Origin of the sequence: Pseudomonas shirazica (assembly GCF_015168335.1) — a bacterium.
Lineage (GTDB): Bacteria > Pseudomonadota > Gammaproteobacteria > Pseudomonadales > Pseudomonadaceae > Aquipseudomonas > Aquipseudomonas asiatica.
Map to the genome: position 1 here is coordinate 5,731,582 of NZ_CP063456.1, position 20,895 is coordinate 5,752,476.

Sequence of the window (20,895 nt, forward strand, 5' to 3'; positions counted from 1 at the left end):
GACCTGCGAACGTGAACAAGCCTGCCACCCCCGTCACCACCGTGACCCCACGTACCCGCAGCATCGCGCAGATCACCGTGCTGTTCCTGATCCTGATCCTGTCGATCATTCTGCTGTTCGCCAACTTTGCCTACCTGAACACCCAGTCCAACTACGACAAGCAGTACATCGGCCACGCCGGCGAACTGCGGGTGCTGTCGCAGCGCATCGCCAAGAACGCCACCGAAGCCGCCACCGGCAAGGCCCTGGCCTTCAAGCTGCTGTCGGACGCGCGCAACGATTTCGAACGGCGCTGGGGCTACCTGCGTGAAGGTGACAAGTCCACCGGCCTGCCACCTGCGCCGCCCATGGTGCGTGACGAAATGGAAGCGGTACGCCGCGACTGGGAAAACCTGCGCAAGAACACCGACACCATCCTGGCCAGCGAGCAGACCGTGCTGTCGCTGCACCAGGTGGCGGCGACCCTGGCCGAGACCGTGCCGCAGTTGCAGGTGGAATACGAGAAAGTGGTCGAGATCCTGCTGCAGAGTGGCGCCCCGGCCAGCCAGGTGGCGGTGGCCCAGCGCCAGTTGCTGCTGGCCGAACGCATTCTCGGCTCGGTCAACACTGTGCTGGCCGGTGACGACGCCGCGGCCCAGGCGGCGGATGCCTTCGGCCGCGATGCCGGGCGCTTCGGCCAGGTGCTCGAGGGCATGCTCAGTGGCAACGCGGCGATCCAGGTGACCCGTGTCGAGGACGCCGATGCCCGTGCGCGCCTGGCTGAAATTGCAGAGCTGTTCCAGTTCGTTGCCGGCTCGGTGGATGAAATCCTCGAAACCTCGCCGGAACTGTTCCGCGTGCGCGAGGCTGCGGGCAACATCTTCAGCCTGTCGCAAACCCTGCTCGACGAGGCCTCGCACCTGGCCAACGGTTTCGAGAACCTGGCCGGCGGGCGCACGCTCGACACCGTCGGCGGCTATGTCCTGGGCCTTCTGGCGCTGGCTTCGATCATCCTCATCGGCCTGGTCATGGTACGCACCACCAACCGCCAGCTGCGTGAGACGGCGGAAAAGAACGAACGCAACCAGCAGGCGATCATGCGCCTGCTCGACGAAATCGAAGAGCTGGCTGACGGCGACCTGACCGTGACCGTATCGGTGACCGAAGACTTCACTGGCGCCATTGCCGACTCGATCAACTATTCCGTGGACCAATTGCGCGACCTGGTCGCCACCATCAACCACAGTGCCATGCAGGTCGCTGCCGCCGTGCAGGACACACAGAACACCGCACGCCAGCTGGCCAAGGCCTCGGAGCACCAGGCCGAGCAGATCAGCGAGGCTTCCGAGGCGGTTGGCGACATGGTCGAATCGATCGACCGGGTTTCGGCGCATGCCTACGAGTCGGCCAAGGTGGCCGAGCGCTCGGTGGCGATCGCCAACAAGGGCAACGAGGTGGTGCACAACACCATCAACGGCATGGACAACATTCGCGAACAGATCCAGGACACCGCCAAACGGATCAAGCGCCTCGGTGAGTCCTCCCAGGAAATCGGCGATATCGTCAGCCTGATCGACGACATTGCCGACCAGACCAACATCCTCGCCCTCAACGCGGCGATCCAGGCCTCGCTGGCCGGCGAGGCCGGCCGTGGGTTCGCCGTGGTCGCCGACGAAGTGCAGCGCCTGGCCGAGCGCTCGTCATCGGCCACCCGGCAGATCGAAGCGCTGGTGCGCACCATCCAGGCCGACACCAACGAGGCGGTGATCTCCATGGAGCAGACTACCGCCGAGGTGGTGCGCGGTGCCCGCCTTGCCCAGGATGCCGGGGTGGCGCTGGCCGAGATCGAAGGCGTCTCGCAGAACCTCGCCGACCTTATCCACAGCATCTCCGATGCCGCCCAGCTGCAGACTTCGTCTGCCGGGCAGATCTCCCACACCATGGCGGTCATCCAGCAGATTACCGCGCAGACCTCCGCCGGCTCCGGGGCCACTGCCGACAGCATCCGCCACCTGGCACGCATGGCCAGCGAGATGCGCCGTTCGGTGTCCGGGTTCACCCTGCCGCCACCAGCAGAGCCCAAGTGAAGAGCCCTACTGATGAGCTCTACTGAAAAGCCGCGCCGAGGAGTGCCCATGGCTGTAGCAGCTGTAAGCCCCGAACGCCACGACACAGTGGCGCTGGCCTGGACCAAAGCCGCCATCCTCGACTGCCTGGGCCAGGCGCGCCAGGCGCTGGAGCGCTTTGCCGGCGAGCCTGGCGACCTGTCGATGCTGGCATTCGTGGTCGACAACCTGCACCAGGTGCACGGCTGCCTGCGCATGCTCGAACTGCGCGGTGCCACGCGCCTGGCTGAAGAACTGGAGCTGTTCGCCAAGGCCCTGGCCGATGGTCAGGTCAGCCCCCGCGGTGATTGCCTGGGCGCTTTGTTTCGCGGCCTGGAGCAACTGCCGTCGTATCTGGAGCGCCTACGCGGCGCCCGCCACGACCTGCCACTGGTGATGCTGCCGCTGCTCAACCAACTGCGTGCCTGCCGTGGCGAGGAGCCGTTGGCCCAGGCCAGCCTGATCAGCGGCGCCACCCAACGCTTTGCCGGTGCCGACGACCTGGCCAACCTCGACCTGTCGCTGGGCAACTGGCGCGAGCAGCTGCAGGCAGGGCCTGGCCGCGATGCCCTGCGCTCGGTGGTGACCGCGCTGTGCGACGACCTGATGCGCATCAAGGAGCGCCTGGACCAGTTCGTGCGTGGCGATCGCCAGCACAGCGAGCAACTTGATGCCCTGCTGGCACCGCTGCGCCACGTGGCCGACACCCTGGCGGTGCTTGGCTTCCAGCAGCCACGCCGGGTGATCATCGACCAGGTGCTGGCGCTGCAGGCCCTGGCCCAGGGCGAGCGGGCCGTGGACGACGCGGTGTTGATGGATGTAGCGGGGGCCCTGCTGTACGTGGAGGCCACGCTCAATGGCATGGTCGGCCCGCTGGAGGAAAACGGCCAGGGCGGCCTGCCGGGCTCGGACCTGGCCGAAATCCGCCAGCTGGTGTTGAACGAGTCGCTGAACGTGCTGCAGCAGGCCAAGGACCTGATCGGCGATTGCCTGGAATCCGGCTGGCCTCGGCAACGCCTGCAACCTTTGCCAGGGCTGTTGCAGCAGATTCGTGGTGCACTGGCGATGTTGATGCTGCCGACCGTGGCCGAGCTGTTTGCCGGTTGCGCCAGCTATGTGCAGCGGTGGCTGCAGCACCTGGAGGTGGAGCCGCCAGCCGATGAGCTGACGCACTTGGCCGAGGCCTTGAGCGCCGCCGAATGCTACCTGCAATGGCGGGTGGCGGACCCATTGGCGGATGGCCAGCCCTTCATCGACATGGCGCGCGCCAGCCTGGCGACACTGGGTGTGCACTGCGCGATGGTCGAGGCCACCGCAGGCCAGGATGGCAGCGCTGATGGCATCGATGACGAGCTGCGTGAAGTGTTTCTCGACGAGGCCGGTGAACTGCTGCCTGAAATCGAGCGCCACTGGTTGCGCTGGCGTGCCGACAACCAGCAGCGCGAGGCACTGGGAGAAGTACGCCGCGCCTTGCATACGCTCAAGGGCAGCGGCCGCATGGTGCATGCCGAGGCGGTGGCCGAGCTGGCCTGGGGCGCAGAACACCTGCTGAACCGGGTACTCGAGGGCCGCAGCGTGCTCAGCCCGGAAGGCGTGGTGGCCCTGCAGCAGGTATTCGTCTACCTGCCCGACCTGCTGGCCGACTTCGCCGCAGGCCAGTTGCCGCAACTGACGGAAATCGAGCAACTGGCCGGGCACCTGCATGCCCTCGCCGAAAACGATGCCCCGGTGGCGGCCGACATCGACGGCCTCGATCCGCAACTGCTCGACATTTTCCGCAGCGAGGCGCAGGGCCACCTGGCCAGCCTGGATGCTTTCCTGCAGGGCGCCGACGGCCACGATACGCAGGTCAGCGATGGCCTGCAGCGCGCCCTGCATACGCTCAAGGGCAGTGCCGCCATGGCCGGGGTGATGCCGGTCGCCGAACTGGCAACGGCCTTCGACCGCCTGGCACGTGAATACAAGGGCCACCAACTGCCCCTGCAAATGGCCGAGATCGAATGGCTGGAAGCTGCGCGCTCGCTGTTCCACCTGGGCCTGGCGCAACTCGACAGCACGCCGCTGGCGGCCATCCCCGGTGCCGCGGAGCTGATCGAGCAGGTCGGCCAGGCGGTGGACGCGCACTTGGCCAGCTTGCATGACGACCCGCAGCATGCGCGGCGCAGCAAGCGCGACCCGCAGTTGATCGCCAGTTTCCTGGCCCAGGCCATGGATATCCTGCTTGATGCCGAGTCGTTGCTGTCGCGCTGGCAGGAACAGCCCGGCCAGCGCGATGCGCTGGACACCCTGCTCGACGAACTGACTACCCTGGGCCACGCCGCGCACCTGGCCGACCTGTGGCAGATGGATGACGTGTGCGAGGCCTTGCTCGACTTGTACGGCGCCGTGGAGGAGGGCAGCCTGCCCGCCGATGCACGGTTCTTCGCCCACGTGCAGCGGGCCCATGAAGCACTGCTGGACATGCTCGACGAAGTGGCGGCCGGGCAGGACATCCCGCCAAGGCCAGAGCTGGTCGACAGCCTGCGCCACCTGCTTGGCCAGGCCCTGGCACCGGAGGCCACTGGCCTGGTGGGCATCGACACGGTCACGCCGTTGCATCCGGACATGGACCTGGCCGATACCCTTGGCCTGGGGCCTGCGCACAACCCCTTGCTGCCGGTTGTGGCCGAGCCGCTGGTCGAAGAGCCGGAAAGCCCAGGCGAAGAGCTGCTGGAAGTCTTCCTCGAAGAAAGCTCGGACATCGTCGAGAGTGCCGCCGCAGCCCTGGCGCGCTGGCAGGCCGACCCGCGCAACAGTGTCGAGGTGGACAACCTGATGCGCGACCTGCACACCCTGAAGGGTGTGGCGCGCATGGTCGAAATTGCGCCGATCGGCGACCTGGCCCACGAGCTGGAGTTTCTCTACGAACTGCTGGCCGCAGGCCGTATGCCACCGAGCGCGCCACTGTTCGCCTTGCTGCAGAACTGCCATGACCGCCTGGCGCACATGCTCGATGCCGTGCGCCTGGGGCAACCGCTGCATGCCGCCACCGCGCTGATCGACTACATCCGCAACTTCAGCTTCTCGGCCCTGGCCGATAGCGCCGCCGGCCAGGGGCCGGTCGAAGCCGCAACCAGTGAGGCCCCGGCGGTGGCACCGGAGCGGGCACCGGGCGACATGGTCAAGGTCGATGCCGAGCTGCTCGACGACCTGGGCAACCTGGCCGGTGAGCACTCGATCATCCGTGGGCGCATCGAGCAGCAGGTGAACGATGCGCAGTTCACCCTCAACGAGATGGAAACCACCCTCGAGCGCATGCGCGACCAGTTGCTGCGCCTGGATATCGAGACCCAAGGGCGGATGTCCAGCCGGCAGCAGTTCGAAGGCGATGCCTATGACGACTTCGACCCGCTGGAAATGGACCGCCACTCGCAACTGCAGCAGCTGTCGCGGGCCTTGTTCGAGTCCGCCTCGGATTTGCTCGACCTCAAGGAAACCCTGGCACAGCGCGCACAGGAAGCCCACAGCCTCCTGCAGCAGCAAGCGCGGGTGAACAGCCAGTTGCAGGAAGGCCTGACCGCTACCCTGATGGTACCCTTCGAGCGCCTGGTGCCGCGCTTGCAGCGTGTGGTACGGCAGGTGGCCAGCGAGCTGGGCAAGCAGGTGGAGCTGGTGGTCGGCAATGCCGAGGGTGAACTCGACCGCAGCGTGCTCGAACGTATGGTGGCACCGCTGGAGCACATGCTGCGCAACGCCGTCGACCATGGCCTGGAAAGCCGCGAAATGCGCCTGGCTGCGGGCAAGCCGGAGCAGGGCACCATTCACCTGAATCTGCTGCACGAAGGCGCGGATATCGTTATCGAAATGACCGACGACGGTGCCGGCGTGCCACTGGAAGCGGTGCGCCGCAAGGCCATCAAGCGCGGCCTGCTAGACCCGCAGGCGCAATTGAGCGATCACGAGATCCTTCAATTCATTCTGCGCCCGGGCTTTTCCACTGCCGAGAAGATTACCCAGATTTCCGGGCGTGGCCTGGGCATGGACGTGGTGCACGAGGAGGTCAAGCAGCTGGGCGGCTCGATGAGTATCGAGTCAGCCCAGGGCAAGGGCGCGCGCTTTCTGATCCGCCTGCCGTTCACCGTGTCGGTGAACCGCGCGCTGATGGTGCACCTGGGCGAAGAGCAGTACGCCATTCCGCTGAATACCATCGAGGGCATCGTCCGCGTGCCGCCGGCCGAACTGGCGGCGTGCTACCAGCTGGACGCCCCGCGTTATGTGTACGCCGGCCACGAATACGAGCTGCGCTACCTGGGTGAGCTGCTGCAGGGCATGCCGCGCCCGGCATTGCTCGGGCAGAGCGTGCCGCTGCCGGTGCTGCTGGTGCATTCCCAGGAGCAGTCGTTCGCCATCCAGGCCGATAGCCTGTCGCCCAGCCGCGAGATCGTGGTGAAGAGCCTGGGGCCGCAGTTTGCCGCAGTTGCCGGGTTGTCGGGGGCAACGCTGTTGGGCGATGGTCGGGTGGTACTGATTCTCGACCTGCTGGGCCAGTTGCGTGGCCAGCAGCGGCGCCTGGCGCGCCTGCCGGGTGGCGGTGCGGCTCGACGCCAGGTGTTCGGCCCGGCGCCACGACGGGCGTTGCTGGTAATGGTGGTGGACGATTCGGTGACTGTGCGCAAGGTCACCAGCCGCCTGTTGGAACGCCACGGCATGAGTGTGCTGACGGCCAAGGACGGGGTCGATGCAATGGCCCTGCTGGAAGAACACCGCCCCGATGTGTTGCTGCTGGACATCGAGATGCCGCGCATGGACGGCTTCGAGGTGGCCACACGTATCCGCCGTGATGAACGACTGAAAGACTTGCCGATCATAATGATTACTTCGCGCACCGGGCAGAAGCACCGCGACCGTGCCATGGCCATCGGCGTCAACGAATACCTGGGCAAGCCGTACCAGGAGTCGGTCCTGTTGCAGAGCATTGCCCACTGGAGCCAGACCCATGCTTGAACTGATCGCCGGCCAACGCAGCAGCCTGACCGGGCTTTTACTGCCGTTGGGTGACCGTACCCTGGTGTTGCCCAACGTGGCGGTGGCGGAGTTGAGTGGCCAGCGCAACGTGGTGTGCCAACGCGGCGAGCCGGCCTGGCACCTGGGCTGGATCGACTGGCGCCAGCAGCGCCTGCCGCTGATCGGCTTCGAAGCCGCGTGCGGTGGCGAGACACCCTGCGGCGAGCGGGCACGCGTGGTGGTGCTCAATGCCTTGGGTGATACCGGCCTGCGCTACCTGGCGTTGTTGCTGCAGGACATACCGCGCTCCTGCAAGCTGGACAGCCAGCTGAACTACGTGGACGTGGCGCTGGGTCGCCTGGAACTGGCGGCGGTGCAGGTGGGCGAACAGGTAGCGCGTGTGCCGGACCTGGCCGGGCTGGAACGGCTGGTGCGTGACGCGGAACTGCAACCTGAGATTGGTTAGGATGTAAGGCACAGGGCCCTTTCGCGGGCACGCCCGCTCCCACAGGAAAATCATACACTTCAAGGCAAGTGGATACCTGTGGGAGCGGGCGTGCCCGCGAAGAGGCCATCAGCATCACAACAGGAACCCAGCCCACCTCAGGAGGTCTGTGTTTGCATGTACTACGGTGAACGCTTCAACGCCTGGACCCACCTGGTCGGTGCCGTCCTGGCCTGTATCGGTGCCATCTGGCTGATCGTGGTCGCGGGCCTGCAGGGCGACCCGTGGAAGATCGTCAGTTTCTCCATCTACGGCAGCACCTTGCTGTTGCTGTACAGCATTTCTACCCTGTACCACAGCACTCGCGGGCGGGCGAAGGTGATCATGCGCAAGCTCGATCACCTGTCGATCTATCTGCTGATCGCCGGCAGCTACACGCCGTTCTGCCTGGTCAGCCTGCGCGGGCCCTGGGGCTGGAGCCTGTTCGGGGTGGTCTGGGGGCTGGCGGTGATCGGCATGTTGCAGGAGATCAAGCCGCGCTCCGAGGCGCGCATCCTGTCGATCATCATCTATGCGGTGATGGGCTGGATCGTGCTGGTGGCGGTCAAGCCGCTGCTGCACTCGCTCGGTAGCGCCGGCTTTGCCTGGCTGGCTGCCGGTGGGGTGTTCTACACCGTCGGCATCATCTTCTTCGCCTTCGACAGCCGCTTCCGCCACTGGCATGGCATCTGGCACCTGTTCGTGATCGCCGGCAGCCTCATGCATTTCGTGGCGGTGTCGTTCTACGTGCGTTAGTTAAAAGTCACCCCACAGTTGCTGTGCCACCGACAGTGCCACCACCGGTGCGGTTTCGGTGCGCAGCACGCGTGGGCCGAGGCGTGCGGCGTGGAAACCGGCAGCCTTGGCCTGCTCGACCTCCGCTTCGCTCAGGCCGCCTTCGGGGCCGATCAGGAAGGCCAGGGTGGCCGGCTTGGCATGGCTGGTGAGCGGTTCGGCCACCGGGTGCAGGACCAGTTTCAGGTCGGCCTTGGCACTGCTCAGCCACTCGGCCAGGGTCACTGGCGGGTGGATGACCGGCAAGGTCGAGCGGCCGCATTGTTCGCAGGCGCTGATTGCCACCTGTCGCCAGTGGGCCAGACGCTTGTCGGCGCGTTCGTCCTTCAGCCGCACTTCGCAGCGTTCGCTGACGATCGGGGTGATTTCGTTGGCGCCCAGCTCGGTGGCTTTCTGGATCGCCCAGTCCATGCGCTCGCCACGGGACAAGCCTTGGCCGAGGTGTACGTGCAGTGGTGAATCGGCCTGGCCGGCGAGGGCCTGGTCGAGGCTGACGCGCACGGTTTTCTTGCCCACTTCGAGCAACTGGCCGCGGTATTCCTGGCCACTGCCGTCGAACAGCTGCACGGCGTCGCCGGGGGCCATGCGCAGTACGCGGCCGATGTAGTGGGCCTGGGCTTCGGGCAGTTCATGCTCGCCAAGGCTCAGGGGGGCGTCGATGAAAAAGCGGGACAGTCTCATGGTTGAGCTCAAGCTAAAGGGAGAAGGTGGTCCCTGTGGGAGCGGGTTCACCCGCGAATGCGGCGGTGACTCCACTATTGCATTCGCGGGTGAACCCGCTCCCACAGAGTACGCGGCGGGCTTCCGGGCTTAGCCCGGGTCGCGGAAGTCGGGGTGGAAGTTGGCCGGTACGGCCACGCTGACGCTATCGCGGGTGGCAATGTCGATGCCTTCGCTGGCCACTTCTGCCAGGAAGTCGATCTGATCTGGCGTAATCACATACGGCGGCAGGAAGTACACCACGCTGCCCAGCGGGCGCAGCAGGGCGCCACGCGTCAGGGCATGCTCGAACACTTTCAGGCCACGACGCTCCTGCCACGGGTAGGCGACCTTGCCGGCCTTGTCCTGGACCATCTCGATGGCCAGTGCCATGCCGGTCTGGCGAATTTCGGCCACATGCGCGTGGTCGACCAGGTGCGCGGTGGCGCTGGCCATGCGTGTGGCCAGGGCCTTGTTGGCCTCGATCACGTTGTCCTGCTCGAAAATATCCAGGGTCGCCAGCGCCGCGGCGCAGGCCAGCGGGTTGCCGGTGTAGCTGTGCGAGTGGAGGAACGCACGCAGGGTTGGGTAGTCGTCGTAGAACGCCTGGTACACCTTGTCGGTGGTCAGGCAGGCGGCCAGTGGCAGGTAACCGCCGGTCAGGGCCTTGGACAGGCACAGGAAGTCCGGGCGAATACCGGCCTGTTCACAGGCGAACATGGTGCCGGTGCGGCCGAAGCCCACGGCGATTTCGTCGTGGATCAGGTGCACGTCGTAGCGGTCGCAGGCCTCGCGCAGCAGCTTGAGGTACACCGGGTGGTACATGCGCATACCGCCGGCACCCTGGATCAGTGGTTCGACGATCACCGCGCTGATCGAGGCGTGGTGCTCGGCCAGGGTCTGTTCCATGGCCTGGAACATGGTGCGCGAGTGCTCTTCCCAGCTCGTGCCTTCGGGGCGCAGGTAGCAGTCGGGGCTGGGCACCTTGAGGGTGTCGAGCAGCAGCGCCTTGTAGGTTTCGGTAAACAGCGGCACATCGCCGACCGACATGGCGGCGATGGTTTCGCCGTGGTAGCTGTTGGTCAGGGTGACGAAGCGCTTCTTGCCCGGCTTGCCGACGTTCTGCCAGTAGTGGAAGCTCATCTTCAGCGCCACTTCGATACACGACGAACCGTTGTCGGCATAGAACACCCGGTCGAGGCCGGCCGGGGTCATGGCTACAAGGCGCTCGGACAGCTCGATCACCGGCTGGTGGCTGAAACCGGCCAGGATCACGTGCTCCAGTTGGTCGACCTGGTCCTTGATGCGCTGGTTGATACGCGGGTTGGCGTGGCCAAACACGTTGACCCACCAGCTGCTCACCGCATCCAGGTAGCGCTTGCCTTCGAAGTCTTCCAGCCACACGCCTTCGCCGCGCCTGATCGGGATCAGCGGCAGCTGCTCGTGGTCTTTCATCTGGGTGCAGGGGTGCCACAGGACCTTGAGGTCGCGTTGCATCCACTGATCATTGAGGCCCATGGGCACTTCTCCTGGCTTTGCGGCTTGGTTCGACCGCGTAAGCCTAAGCAATGCCGCAGGGCAGGACAACCGCCGCTGTTCATCGGGTTGCCAGCTACGCTTGCTACCGCGTGGAAACGCTGCAGGCAAAAATGTCTGTGGCGAAAAGGACTTGATGTCACTGCGCTGGCAGGGTCGGTAGACCTGACGTATTCTTAACGCATCTCTCCCGGGGCATTCCTGCCTCTCCACGTTTCTGTAACCCCCTGACTCGGAGTTCGCCGACATGGCTGCTGCTTGGGTGCGCCTGTGCGCGTTGGTATTGATTGGTGTGTCCAGCGGCGCCGCGCTGGCAAAGGACAAGACACCTTCGGCGATCGTCGTGGGTGGCGGCCTGGCGGGCCTGACGGCCGCCTACGAGCTGCAGAACAAAGGCTGGCAGGTGACGCTGCTGGAAGCCAAGGCAGGCATGGGCGGGCGCTCGGGCCTGGCCACCAGCGAGTGGATCGGCAACGCCAAGGCGCAGCCGGTGCTCAACCAGTACCTCGACCGTTTCAAACTTGAAACACTGCCGGCACCGGAGTTCGTGCGTACCCCCGGTTACCTGATCGACGGCGAGTATTTCAGTGCCACCGACCTGGCTACCAAGCAACCGGCCACTGCCGAGGCGCTCAAGCGTTACGAGAAAACCCTTGATGACTTGGCCCGTTCGATCGAAGACCCGCTGAACCCGCAAGCCAACAGCACGCTGTTCGCCCTCGACCAGATCAACGTCTCCACCTGGCTGGACAAGCTGCAGTTGCCGACCACCGCCCGCCAGCTGGTCAACCAGCAGATCCGTACCCGCTACGATGAGCCATCGCGCCTGTCGCTGCTGTATTTTGCCCAGCAGAACCGCGTGTATCGCGGCGTCAGCGACCGTGACCTGCGTGCCGCGCGCCTGCCTGGTGGCAGCCCGGTGCTGGCCCAAGCGTTCGTCAAGCAACTGAAGACCATCAAGACCAGTTCACCCGTGACCTCCATCGTCCAGGACAAGGACGGTGTCACGGTCAAGGTCGGCAGCGTCGGCTACCAGGCGGATTACCTGGTCATGGCCGTGCCCCTGCGCGCCCTGGCCAAGATCCAGATGACCCCGGGCCTGGACAGCCAGCACCTGGCGGCGTTGAAGGGTACCAACTATGGCTGGCGCGACCAGCTGATGCTCAAGTTCAAGAAGCCGGTATGGGAAAGCCGGGCGCGCATGTCGGGCGAAATCTTCAGTAACGCAGGCTTGGGCATGCTGTGGATCGAACCCGCGCTCAAGGGTGGCGCCAACGTGGTGATCAACCTGTCGGGCGACAACGCCCGCCTGCTGCAGGCGTTCGGCGACAAACAGATGGTCGACCAGGTGCTGATCCGCCTGCATGCGTTCTACCCACAGGCCCGTGGCTCGTTCACCGGCTACGAGGTCAAGCGCTACAGCACCGACGCCGGTACCGGCGGCGCCTACCTGGCCTATGGCCCGGGCCAGATCAGCAAGTACTGGCGCCTGTGGGAGCGCCCGGTGCAGCGCATCACCTTTGCCGGTGAGCATACCGACGCCCTCTACCCAGGCACCCTGGAAGGCGCCCTGCGCAGTGGCCAGCGCGCGGCCAGCCAGGTGCAGGACCTGCTGGCCGGCAAGTCGTTCGACCCGGCCAAGGCGGCACCGGTGGCGGCGGCAGCAGCTGCAGGCGCCGTGGCGGCCAAGGAGAGCAAGGGTGGGTTCTTCTCCAACATGTTCGGTGGTTCTTCCGACAAGGGCGACAAGGCTGACAAGGCCCCGGTCAAGGCCGAGCCGAAGCCGGTCGATGAGGCCAAGCAGGATAAGCCGGGCTTCTTCAAGCGCCTTTTTGGCGGGGCGGACAAGCCTGAGGTGAAGGCCGAGCCGATTGCCAAGGCCGAGGCAGTGGCGCCGGCACCTGCGCCAACCCCGCAAGCCGCGCCGGCCCCGGTTGCGCCAGCGCCTGTGGTCAAGGAAGCAGCGGCCAAGCCTGCTGCGACCAAGGCTGCGCCTGCCAAGCGCGCACCGGCGCACAAGCCAGCCCAGACCAAAAAAGCGACTGCCAAGTCCGAACCGGCCAAGAAAGCTGTGGCCAATACTCAGGCCAAAGCGGGTTGATTTATTACAGTGCTGGCCCCTTCGCAGCGCAAGGCTGCTCCTACAGGTTCTGCGCCGTCCTGTAGGAGCAGCCTTGTGCTGCGAAAGGGGCGGCACTGGCAACCGCGAACGCTCCGTCTATCGTTAATGTTTCCTTAATGGGAAACTTACAGAATACATATCGTATTTATCGATAATCCAAAGCAGTTTTTTACGCTTTTATTCGATGCGTTACGCGTTAGTCTGTGCACAGCTTTCACGGGGAAACACGCAACATGCAACTGCGCAATTCACCTTCTCGCTACGGCGTGGTCAGCATCGTCCTGCACTGGGGCGTGGCTCTGGCAGTCTTCGGCCTGTTCGGCCTGGGCCTGTGGATGGTCGGCCTCGACTACTACAGCCCTTGGCGCAAGGCCGGCCCGGACCTGCACAAAAGCATTGGTCTGGTGCTGCTGGCGGTGATGCTGCTGCGGGTGCTCTGGCGCTTCATCAGCCCGCCACCACCGGCACCAGCCAGCCACGGCGCATTCACCCGCCTGGCAGCCAAGTTGGGCCACCTGGCCCTGTACCTGGGGCTGTTCGCGGTAATGATCGCCGGTTACCTGATTTCCACCGCCGACGGTGTCGGCATTCCGGTGTTTGGCCTGTTCGAAGTGCCGGCACTGGTCAGCGACCTGCCCGACCAGGCAGACCTGGCAGGCGTGATCCATCTCTGGCTGGCCTGGGGCTTGGTGATTTTTGCCGTGCTGCATGGCTTGGCAGCGCTCAAGCACCATTTCATCGACCGTGACGCGACCCTGACCCGCATGCTGGGCCGCAAAGCTTGACTCTCAACCTCAATTGCAAAGGAAGGAAGTAAGGATGTTGAAAAAGACTTTTGCCGCTCTGGCGCTCGGTACCGCTCTGCTCTCCGCCGGCCAGGCCATGGCTGCCGAGTACAAGATCGACAAGGAAGGCCAGCACGCGTTCGTTGACTGGAAGATCAGCCACCTGGGCTACAGCTTCATTCACGGTACCTTCAAGGACTTCGACGGCAACTTCACCTGGGACAGTGCAAAGCCTGAAGCCAGCAAGATCAACGTCGACCTGAAAACCGCCAGCCTGTGGTCGAACCACGCCGAGCGTGACAAGCACATTGCCAGCGCCGACTTCCTCGACGTGAAGAAGTATCCCGAAGCCAAGTTCGTCTCCACCAGCGTCAAGCCGACTGGCGACAAGACTGCTGACGTGACTGGCGACCTGACCATGCACGGTGTGACCAAGCCGGTCACCTTCAAGGCCACTTTCAACGGTGAAGGCAAGGATCCATGGGGCGGCGAGCGCGCTGGTTTCAACGCTACCACCACGCTGAACCTGAACGACTTCGGCATCAAGGGCCCGGGCGCTACCTCGCAGACCCTGGACCTGGATATCAGTGTTGAAGGTGTGAAGCAGAAGTAATTCTTACCTGCTGAAAACCGAGGGGGCCGCTTTGCGGCCCTATCGCGACACAAGGCCGCTCCTACAGGGATTTACGTAACCCTGTAGGAGCGGCCTTGTGTCGCGATAGGGCTGCGAAGCAGCCCCCTCGGTGCTTCTGTCAGCCCTTGCGGGTCAACAGCGCCGGGCGCTCACCGCGCGGGCGGCTCGGCAGATCATCCAGCTGCTCAGGCGTCGGGTAACGGTCGAGCTTGGATTCCTTGCGGATGATCACTGGCTGTTTTTCCGGCTGGCGCGGGTTGCGAACGGCTGGCTCTTGCCGGGCAGCATCGTCACGGGCCGGGCGGCCACGGCCACCCCCATCACGACGGGCACCGCCACCGTTGTTAGCGCGGGCTGGACGTTTCTCGCCGCCACCGCCGTTGCGCTGCTGGCCGCTGTTGCGACCTTGGCCACCGGTGTTGCTGCGGCCATTACCCTGGCCCTGACCTTGGCCGGCATTGGCACCCGGGCGGCGATTGCGGCCCTGGTTCTTGCCCTGGTACGGGCTGACATAGTCGGCACGGTTGCCGAAGTTGTCGATATCGTCGTCCAGGAACTCTTCAGGATCACGGTCGGCAGGCACTTTCGGCACGCTGCCGTTGCTGGCCTGCTGTTGCTGCTGGCGTGGCTTCTTGTCACGCGGCTTGCGTTGCTGCTGTTGCTTGTCGCCGCTCTTTTCCTTGTCGGCCGGCTTGTCCGCAGCCTGTTGCTTGGCCTTGCCTTTATCCTTGCCCTTGTCCTTGCGGCCGCCGTTGGCGTCTTTGCCGCCTTCACCGCGGGCCTGCTGGTTACGGCCACCACGGCCATTGTTCTGCTGGCGTTCGCGTACTTCAGGCTTTTCTGCTTCAACCTGGCTGGCGTCGAAACCCATCAGGTCGCCGTCAGGAATCTTCTGCTTGGTTACCCGCTCGATGCTCTTGAGCAGTTTCTCTTCATCCGGCGCGACCATGGAAATGGCCTCGCCCGAACGCCCGGCACGGCCGGTACGGCCGATACGGTGGACGTAGTCTTCCTCGACGTTCGGCAGCTCGAAGTTGACCACGTGCGGCAGCTGGTCGATGTCCAGGCCACGGGCGGCGATGTCGGTGGCGACCAGTACGCGCACGCTGTTGGCCTTGAAGTCGGCCAAGGCCTTGGTGCGGGCGTTCTGGCTCTTGTTGCCATGAATTGCGGCGGCGGTCAGGCCGTGCTTTTCCAGGTACTCGGCCAGGCGGTTGGCGCCGTGCTTGGTGCGGGTGAACACCAGTACCTGTTCCCAGGCACCCTGGGTGATCAGGTGCGCCAGCAGCGCGCGCTTGTGGCTGGCGGGCAGGCGGTAGACGCGCTGCTCGATACGCTCGACGGTAGTGTTCGGCGGGGTGACCTCGATACGCTCCGGGTTGTGCAGGAGCTTGTCGGCGAGGTCGGTGATGTCCTTGGAGAAGGTGGCCGAGAACAACAGGTTCTGGCGCTTGGCCGGCAGGCGGGCGAGGACTTTCTTGACGTCATGGATGAAGCCCATGTCGAGCATGCGGTCGGCTTCGTCCAGCACCAGGATTTCCACGTGGGCCAGGTCAACCTTGCCTTGGCCGGCCAGGTCGAGCAGGCGGCCAGGGCAGGCGACCAGCACGTCCACACCCTTGGCAATGGCCTGGATCTGCGGGTTCATGCCGACGCCGCCGAAAATGCAGGCGCTGACCAGTGGCAGGTCACGGGCATAGACCTTGAAGCTGTCATGCACCTGGGCTGCCAGTTCGCGGGTCGGGGTCAGGACCAGCACGCGAGGTTGGCGCGGGCCATGGCGCTGCGACTTGTCGGGGTGGCCGGCCGGGAACAGGCGCTCGAGGATCGGCAGGGCGAAACCGCCGGTTTTACCAGTACCTGTCTGTGCGGCGACCATCAGGTCGCGGCCTTGCAACACGGCGGGAATCGCCCGCTGTTGCACGGGGGTCGGCTGGGTATAGCCCGCAGCCTCGATAGCGCGGACAAGAGCCTCGGAGAGACCGAGGGAAGCAAAGGACATGGGCAATCCTGTTCTCGTGTGGGCTGGGCCCGTTTGGGATGTTCTGCCTGGCGCGACGGGCATCGGTGGGATGCGATCGCGTCCGGTCCAGCTGGGCTTTCACTGCACATCCGGGTAGCAGAGGGTGGACGCGAAAGTGCGTCGATGCCGATCGGGATGCCTGTTGCGAGGCCGAGCGTCCGGGCGTGAGCCGGGCGGGAAGGCCCGAGTATAACAGAGCTATCGCGCTGTGCTGCTTTCCTGCTGCTCAACGGCGTTGAGAATGTTTCCGATGTCGCCTGTGTAGCGGTTGCTGATCGCTGCATAGGCCGGTTCCTGCTTGAAGCGCCGCAGTTCCACGGCGAAGGCCTGGGCCAGTGCCTCCCGCCCTGGCTTGCGCGCCAGCGCCAGGTACTGGGGCTGGCGGCTGATCACCAAGGGCAGCTCCTCGACCTGCTTTTGGAGGCCCAGATGCCGCAGCAGGTAATGGCCGACCTTGCGGTCGGTGATTGCCAGATCGATGCGGCCCAGCATCAGCTTGCCGAAGTTGGCTTCATGGGTAGGTGCAGCTTCGCGCCGGAAATGTACGGCTTCGTTGAAAGCGGCACCGTAGGCGTAGCCGGGTGAGGTGCCGACGGTGAGGCCGGCAAGGTCATCGAGAGTCTTGACGGCATGGCGTCGAGTGCGGGCGTGGAACAGGACGAACTCTACCTCCGACATGGGCTCGGGGGCGTACACCAGGTAGTGCTGGCGCGACTCGTTCTGGAAGATATCCATGATGCCGTCGGCCAAGCCCTGCTCGATCATTGCCAGGCAGCGCTTCCACGGCAGGAACTCCCACTCCACCTCGACGCCAAGGCGCTCGAACACCTGGGTGGTGACTTCGTAGTCGATGCCGCGCGGTTGGCCGTCGTGCTGGTACGCATAAGGTGCCCAGTCGTCGGTCACCAGGCGCAGGCGCTCGCCCAGGGCCAGCGGGCTCAGGCAGGCGAGCAACAGGATCCAGAACAGACGGGCGACGTGTGGCATGGCCGGAGATTACGCGCTCGGCCTGTTCAAGGCCAGTGAGGATGATGTTCTCCTGTGCCGGCCTCTTCGCGGGTAAACCCGCTCCCACAGGATCTCTGCTGGCTTGCAGGCTCGCGATGTACTTGTGGGCGCGGGTTTACCCGCGAAGAGGCCGGCACAGGTTTACTCAAGTGTGGGATGACCTCAGCAGGTGCGCCTCGATATCCTTGCGCCGCTCGCCCAGTGACAGGCGCAACCCCGGGTGGCGCAGGCACTGGCGCAGTTGCTCGGGCTCCACGTGGCCATGGCGGGCGTTGAGGTTTTCCAGGGCCTTGTCCCACCAGGCCGGCGCGCAGGCGCGGTCGAACTCATTGGGGTAGGGGTAGCAGCCATAAAGCAGCTCGCGGGCGAACTGGCGCTCGTGGCTGGGCAGGGTCATGCTCAGTGCCTTGTAACCCAGGCGTTGCAGAGCCGGGGGGCGAGGCAACTGGTCATTGACCAGGGACACATCAGCCAGCGCCGCCTGGCTCAGCGGCTCGTGGCCGTGCTTGCGCAGCCAGGCCTGGATCTTGGCGCGGAACTGCGCCTTGCGGCTCCAGTAGTGGTGGATGACATCTGTGCATTCGGCCAATTCCAGCGTGCGGTAGGCCGCCACCGCCAGGCAGAACTCCTCGAGGGTATAGGCCTCGCGAGCCAGGGGGTGGAACTCGTCCATCATGGCGATGGAGCGGTCCAGGGTGCCGGCGTCTTCGACGGTGAGGCCGATCACCCCCGAATTGACCAGTGGCATCTGGCAATCAGCCAGGCCTCTGGACTCGAGGATGGCCAGCAGGTTCTTGTACAGCAGGCACTTCTGGTTGCTGCCGTAGCGCGCACCGATGGCATTGCACAGCAGGCGGCCAGGGGCTACCCGAGCGAACAGCTCCAGCGGCGACTTGCGGAAGAAGGTGTCGGTGTCGATCAGCACTGCCAGCGGGTGTTGCTGCAGCACCTGGCGCAACAGCACATGCTTGCTGCGAAAGTGATAACCGTGAGGCGCGTTCCATGCCTGGCGTGTGGCTTCGTCCAACAGGTGCACGGTGACCGGCAGACCGGCATAGGGCTGCGGGTTGTCGGTGTAAACCTGAATGTCCATGGCTTCGCCCGTGCCCAGATGGGCGAGGGCGCTGATGATGCTGAAGCAGGCTTCCTGATGGTAGGTTGCCGGGCCAAAAGCCAGGTAGACGAGCTGGGGACGCAATGGCTGAGGGGGCTGCATGGCAGGCAAGACCTGTTTAACCGGAAAATGAATAAGGCTTTAGTCTATGACCAAAGCCTTAATCAAATCTTAAACAGATTTTGCAAAAAATTTCAGCGCGGCAGCTGCAGATTGTTCCAGATCGCCAGGCTCGGCTCGGCCTGGTTCAAGGTGTAAAAGTGCAGGCCCGGTGCGCCACCTTGCAACAGCTGTTCGCACATGCGGGTGATCACTTCCTCGCCGAATGCCTGGATGCTGGCGGTGTCGTCGGCATAGGCTTCCAGCTGCTTGCGGATCCAGCGCGGGATCTCGGCGCCACAGGCGTCGGAGAAACGCGCCAGCTTGCTGTAGTTGGTGATCGGCATGATGCCGGGTACAACCGGGATGTCCACGCCCAGCTTCTGTGCGCGCTCGACGAAGTAGAAGTAGCTGTCGGCGTTGAAGAAGTACTGGGTGATGGCGCTGTCGGCACCGGCCTTGACCTTGTGCACGAAGTTGGCCAGGTCAGCCTCGAAGTTGCGGGCCTGGGGGTGCATCTCGGGGTAGGCGGCCACTTCCAGGTGGAAGTGGTCGGCAGTTTCCTGGCGGATGAATTCGACCAGGTCGCTGGCGTAGCGCAGTTCGCCACTGGCCATACCCATGCCCGATGGCAGGTCGCCACGCAGGGCGACGATGCGCTTGATGCCTGCAGCCTTGTATTCGGCCAGCAGGGCACGCAGTTCGGCCTTGGTATCGCCTACGCACGACAGGTGCGGCGCGGCAGGTATCTTCACTTCGCTTTCCAGCTGCAGCACGGTGTTCAGCGTGCGGTCGCGGGTCGAGCCACCGGCACCGTAGGTGCAGGAGAAGAAGTCCGGGTTGTAAGCGGCCAACTGGCGGGCGACGCCCATCAGCTTTTCGTGACCGGCATCGGTCTTGGTCGGGAAGAACTCGAAACTGTAACGGCGTTCCTGGGACATCTGGCGTTCCTCTAGCAGCAAGCTTCAAGCGGCAGGCTGCAAGTAAAAGCCAGATCGGTTATGGCCGGCCTGGCTTGGGCATCGTTCAAGATCCTTGATGCTTGAGCTGCAAGCGGCAATGGCACGGTCTGCCTTTGATTGCCGCTTGACGCTTCAAGCTGGCCGCTTAGTAGCGGTAGGCGTGTGGCTTGAACGGGCCTTCGACGGTGACACCGATGTAGTCGGCCTGCTGCTTGGTCAGTTGGGTGACCACGCCACCGAAGCCGCGGACCATTTCCAGTGCCACTTCTTCGTCGAGCTTCTTCGGCAGTACTTCGACGGTCAGGCGTTCGGCTTTCTTCTCGGCCGGCAGGTCGGCGAACTTCTGCTCGAACAGGAAGATCTGCGCCAGTACCTGGTTGGCGAACGAACCGTCCATGATGCGGCTTGGGTGGCCAGTGGCGTTACCCAGGTTGACCAGGCGACCTTCGGCCAACAGGATCAGATAGTCGTCGTTCTGCGGGTCGAAGCTGCCAGCGCCGGTGCGGTGGATCTTGTGCACCTGCGGCTTGACCTCTTCCCAGGCCCAGTTCTTGCGCATGAAGGCGGTGTCGATCTCGTTGTCGAAGTGGCCGATGTTGCACACCACGGCACGCTTCTTCAGCGCCTTGAGCATGTTGGCGTCGCAGACGTTGACGTTACCGGTAGTGGTCACGATCAGGTCGATCTTGCCCAGCAGGGCCTTGTCGATGCTGGCTTCGGTGCCATTGTTGATACCGTCGATGAACGGCGAAACCACTTCGAAACCGTCCATGCAGGCCTGCATGGCGCAGATCGGGTCAACTTCGGTGACCTTGACGATCATGCCTTCCTGGCGCAGGGACTGGGCCGAGCCCTTGCCCACGTCACCGTAGCCGATCACCAGGGCCTGCTTGCCCGACAGCAGGTGGTCGGTACCACGCTTGATGGCGTCGTTCAGGCTGTGACGGCAGCCGTACTTGTTGTCGTTCTTGCTCTTGGTAACCGAGTCGTTGACGTTGATCGCCGGGACTTTCAGCTCGCCCTTGGCCAGCATGTCCAGCAGGCGGTGCACGCCGGTGGTGGTCTCTTCGGTCACACCGTGCACGCGCTCCAGCACTTGCGGGTATTTCTTGTGCAGCAGCTCGGTCAGGTCGCCACCGTCGTCGAGGACCATATTGGCGTCCCATGGCTGGCCATCCTTGAGGATGGTTTGCTCCAGGCACCACTCGTACTCCTGTTCGGTTTCACCTTTCCAGGCGAAAACCGGGATACCGGCGGCGGCGATGGACGCGGCGGCCTGGTCCTGGGTGGAGAAGATGTTGCAGGACGACCAGCGCACTTCGGCACCCAGCGCAACCAGGGTTTCGATCAGCACGGCGGTCTGGATGGTCATGTGGATGCAGCCCAGGATCTTCGCACCCTTGAGCGGTTGCTCGGCCAGGTACTTGCGACGCAGGCCCATCAGTGCAGGCATTTCCGACTCGGCGATGATGGTTTCGCGACGCCCCCAGGCGGCCAGGGAGATGTCGGCGACTTTGTAATCGGTAAAACCAGCAGGCATGTTTGCAGCGCTCATGAGAGCCTCCAT

At 64.4% G+C, this 20,895-nt stretch carries 14 protein-coding genes; 7 read left to right on the forward strand and 7 right to left on the reverse strand.

All coding sequences use genetic code 11. The features are described 5' to 3' along the window. Positions 1-11: 11 nt before the first annotated feature. From IMX18_RS26395 to trhA, 4 genes are all read left to right on the forward strand, one after another. Entirely contained in the window at positions 12-2,066 is a 2,055-nt protein-coding gene (locus IMX18_RS26395) for a methyl-accepting chemotaxis protein (RefSeq protein ID WP_015272079.1), read from the forward strand. A gap of 48 nt (positions 2,067-2,114) precedes the next feature. Continuing rightward, a complete protein-coding gene (locus tag IMX18_RS26400; RefSeq protein WP_054572178.1) occupies positions 2,115-7,067 on the forward strand; it encodes a hybrid sensor histidine kinase/response regulator in 4,953 nt (1,650 codons plus the stop codon). Beyond that, positions 7,060-7,533 (forward strand): chemotaxis protein CheW, encoded by a 474-nt coding sequence (locus IMX18_RS26405; RefSeq protein ID WP_054572177.1) that lies wholly within the window; start codon positions 7,060-7,062, stop codon positions 7,531-7,533. Before IMX18_RS26400 ends, IMX18_RS26405 begins: the two co-directional genes overlap by 8 nt. A 156-nt stretch (positions 7,534-7,689) precedes the next feature. Next, positions 7,690-8,307, forward strand: coding sequence for a PAQR family membrane homeostasis protein TrhA (trhA, locus tag IMX18_RS26410; RefSeq protein ID WP_013974522.1), 618 nt, complete (start codon positions 7,690-7,692; stop codon positions 8,305-8,307). Here the strand turns inward: trhA and IMX18_RS26415 are convergent, their stop codons facing one another. Beyond that, entirely contained in the window at positions 8,308-9,027 is a 720-nt protein-coding gene (locus tag IMX18_RS26415) for a 16S rRNA (uracil(1498)-N(3))-methyltransferase (RefSeq protein ID WP_217189982.1), read from the reverse strand. Between the two features lie 129 nt (positions 9,028-9,156). Then, the gene (locus tag IMX18_RS26420) at positions 9,157-10,563 is read right to left on the reverse strand and encodes an adenosylmethionine--8-amino-7-oxononanoate transaminase (protein ID WP_054572175.1); all 1,407 of its coding nucleotides are present in this window, start codon (positions 10,561-10,563) and stop codon (positions 9,157-9,159) included. A 265-nt stretch (positions 10,564-10,828) separates the two neighbouring features. Between IMX18_RS26420 and IMX18_RS26425 the strand changes: the two genes are divergently transcribed. The 3 genes from IMX18_RS26425 to IMX18_RS26435 all read left to right on the forward strand — a co-directional run bounded on the left by IMX18_RS26425 (position 10,829) and on the right by IMX18_RS26435 (position 14,101). Then, positions 10,829-12,682 carry a flavin monoamine oxidase family protein gene (locus IMX18_RS26425; protein ID WP_015272074.1) on the forward strand — a complete coding sequence of 618 codons (1,854 nt, stop codon included), beginning with the start codon at positions 10,829-10,831 and terminating at the stop codon, positions 12,680-12,682. A 254-nt stretch (positions 12,683-12,936) separates the two neighbouring features. After that, positions 12,937-13,488 (forward strand): cytochrome b, encoded by a 552-nt coding sequence (locus IMX18_RS26430; protein ID WP_003257760.1) that lies wholly within the window; start codon positions 12,937-12,939, stop codon positions 13,486-13,488. Positions 13,489-13,522: 34 nt separating this feature from the next. Further along, positions 13,523-14,101: a YceI family protein gene (locus IMX18_RS26435; RefSeq protein ID WP_013974517.1), complete on the forward strand. Its 579-nt coding sequence runs from the start codon at positions 13,523-13,525 to the stop codon at positions 14,099-14,101. Positions 14,102-14,240: 139 nt separating this feature from the next. Here IMX18_RS26435 and rhlE2 read toward each other — a convergent pair whose 3' ends face one another. The 5 genes from rhlE2 to ahcY all read right to left on the reverse strand — a co-directional run bounded on the left by rhlE2 (position 14,241) and on the right by ahcY (position 20,883). Beyond that, positions 14,241-16,124, reverse strand: coding sequence for an RNA helicase RhlE2 (gene rhlE2, locus IMX18_RS26440; protein ID WP_015272073.1), 1,884 nt, complete (start codon positions 16,122-16,124; stop codon positions 14,241-14,243). A gap of 219 nt (positions 16,125-16,343) precedes the next feature. After that, complete coding sequence (locus IMX18_RS26445; protein ID WP_015272072.1) at positions 16,344-17,132, reverse strand: substrate-binding periplasmic protein; 789 nt, start codon at positions 17,130-17,132, stop codon at positions 16,344-16,346. 166 nt (positions 17,133-17,298) lie between these two features. Continuing rightward, entirely contained in the window at positions 17,299-18,369 is a 1,071-nt protein-coding gene (locus IMX18_RS26450; RefSeq protein WP_015272071.1) for a hypothetical protein, read from the reverse strand. 92 nt (positions 18,370-18,461) lie between these two features. Then, positions 18,462-19,307, reverse strand: a complete 846-nt coding sequence (gene metF, locus IMX18_RS26455) for a methylenetetrahydrofolate reductase [NAD(P)H] (RefSeq protein WP_039612479.1) — start codon at positions 19,305-19,307, stop codon at positions 18,462-18,464. 166 nt (positions 19,308-19,473) lie between these two features. Continuing rightward, positions 19,474-20,883, reverse strand: coding sequence for an adenosylhomocysteinase (gene ahcY / locus IMX18_RS26460; RefSeq protein ID WP_015272069.1), 1,410 nt, complete (start codon positions 20,881-20,883; stop codon positions 19,474-19,476). Positions 20,884-20,895 lie beyond the last annotated feature (12 nt).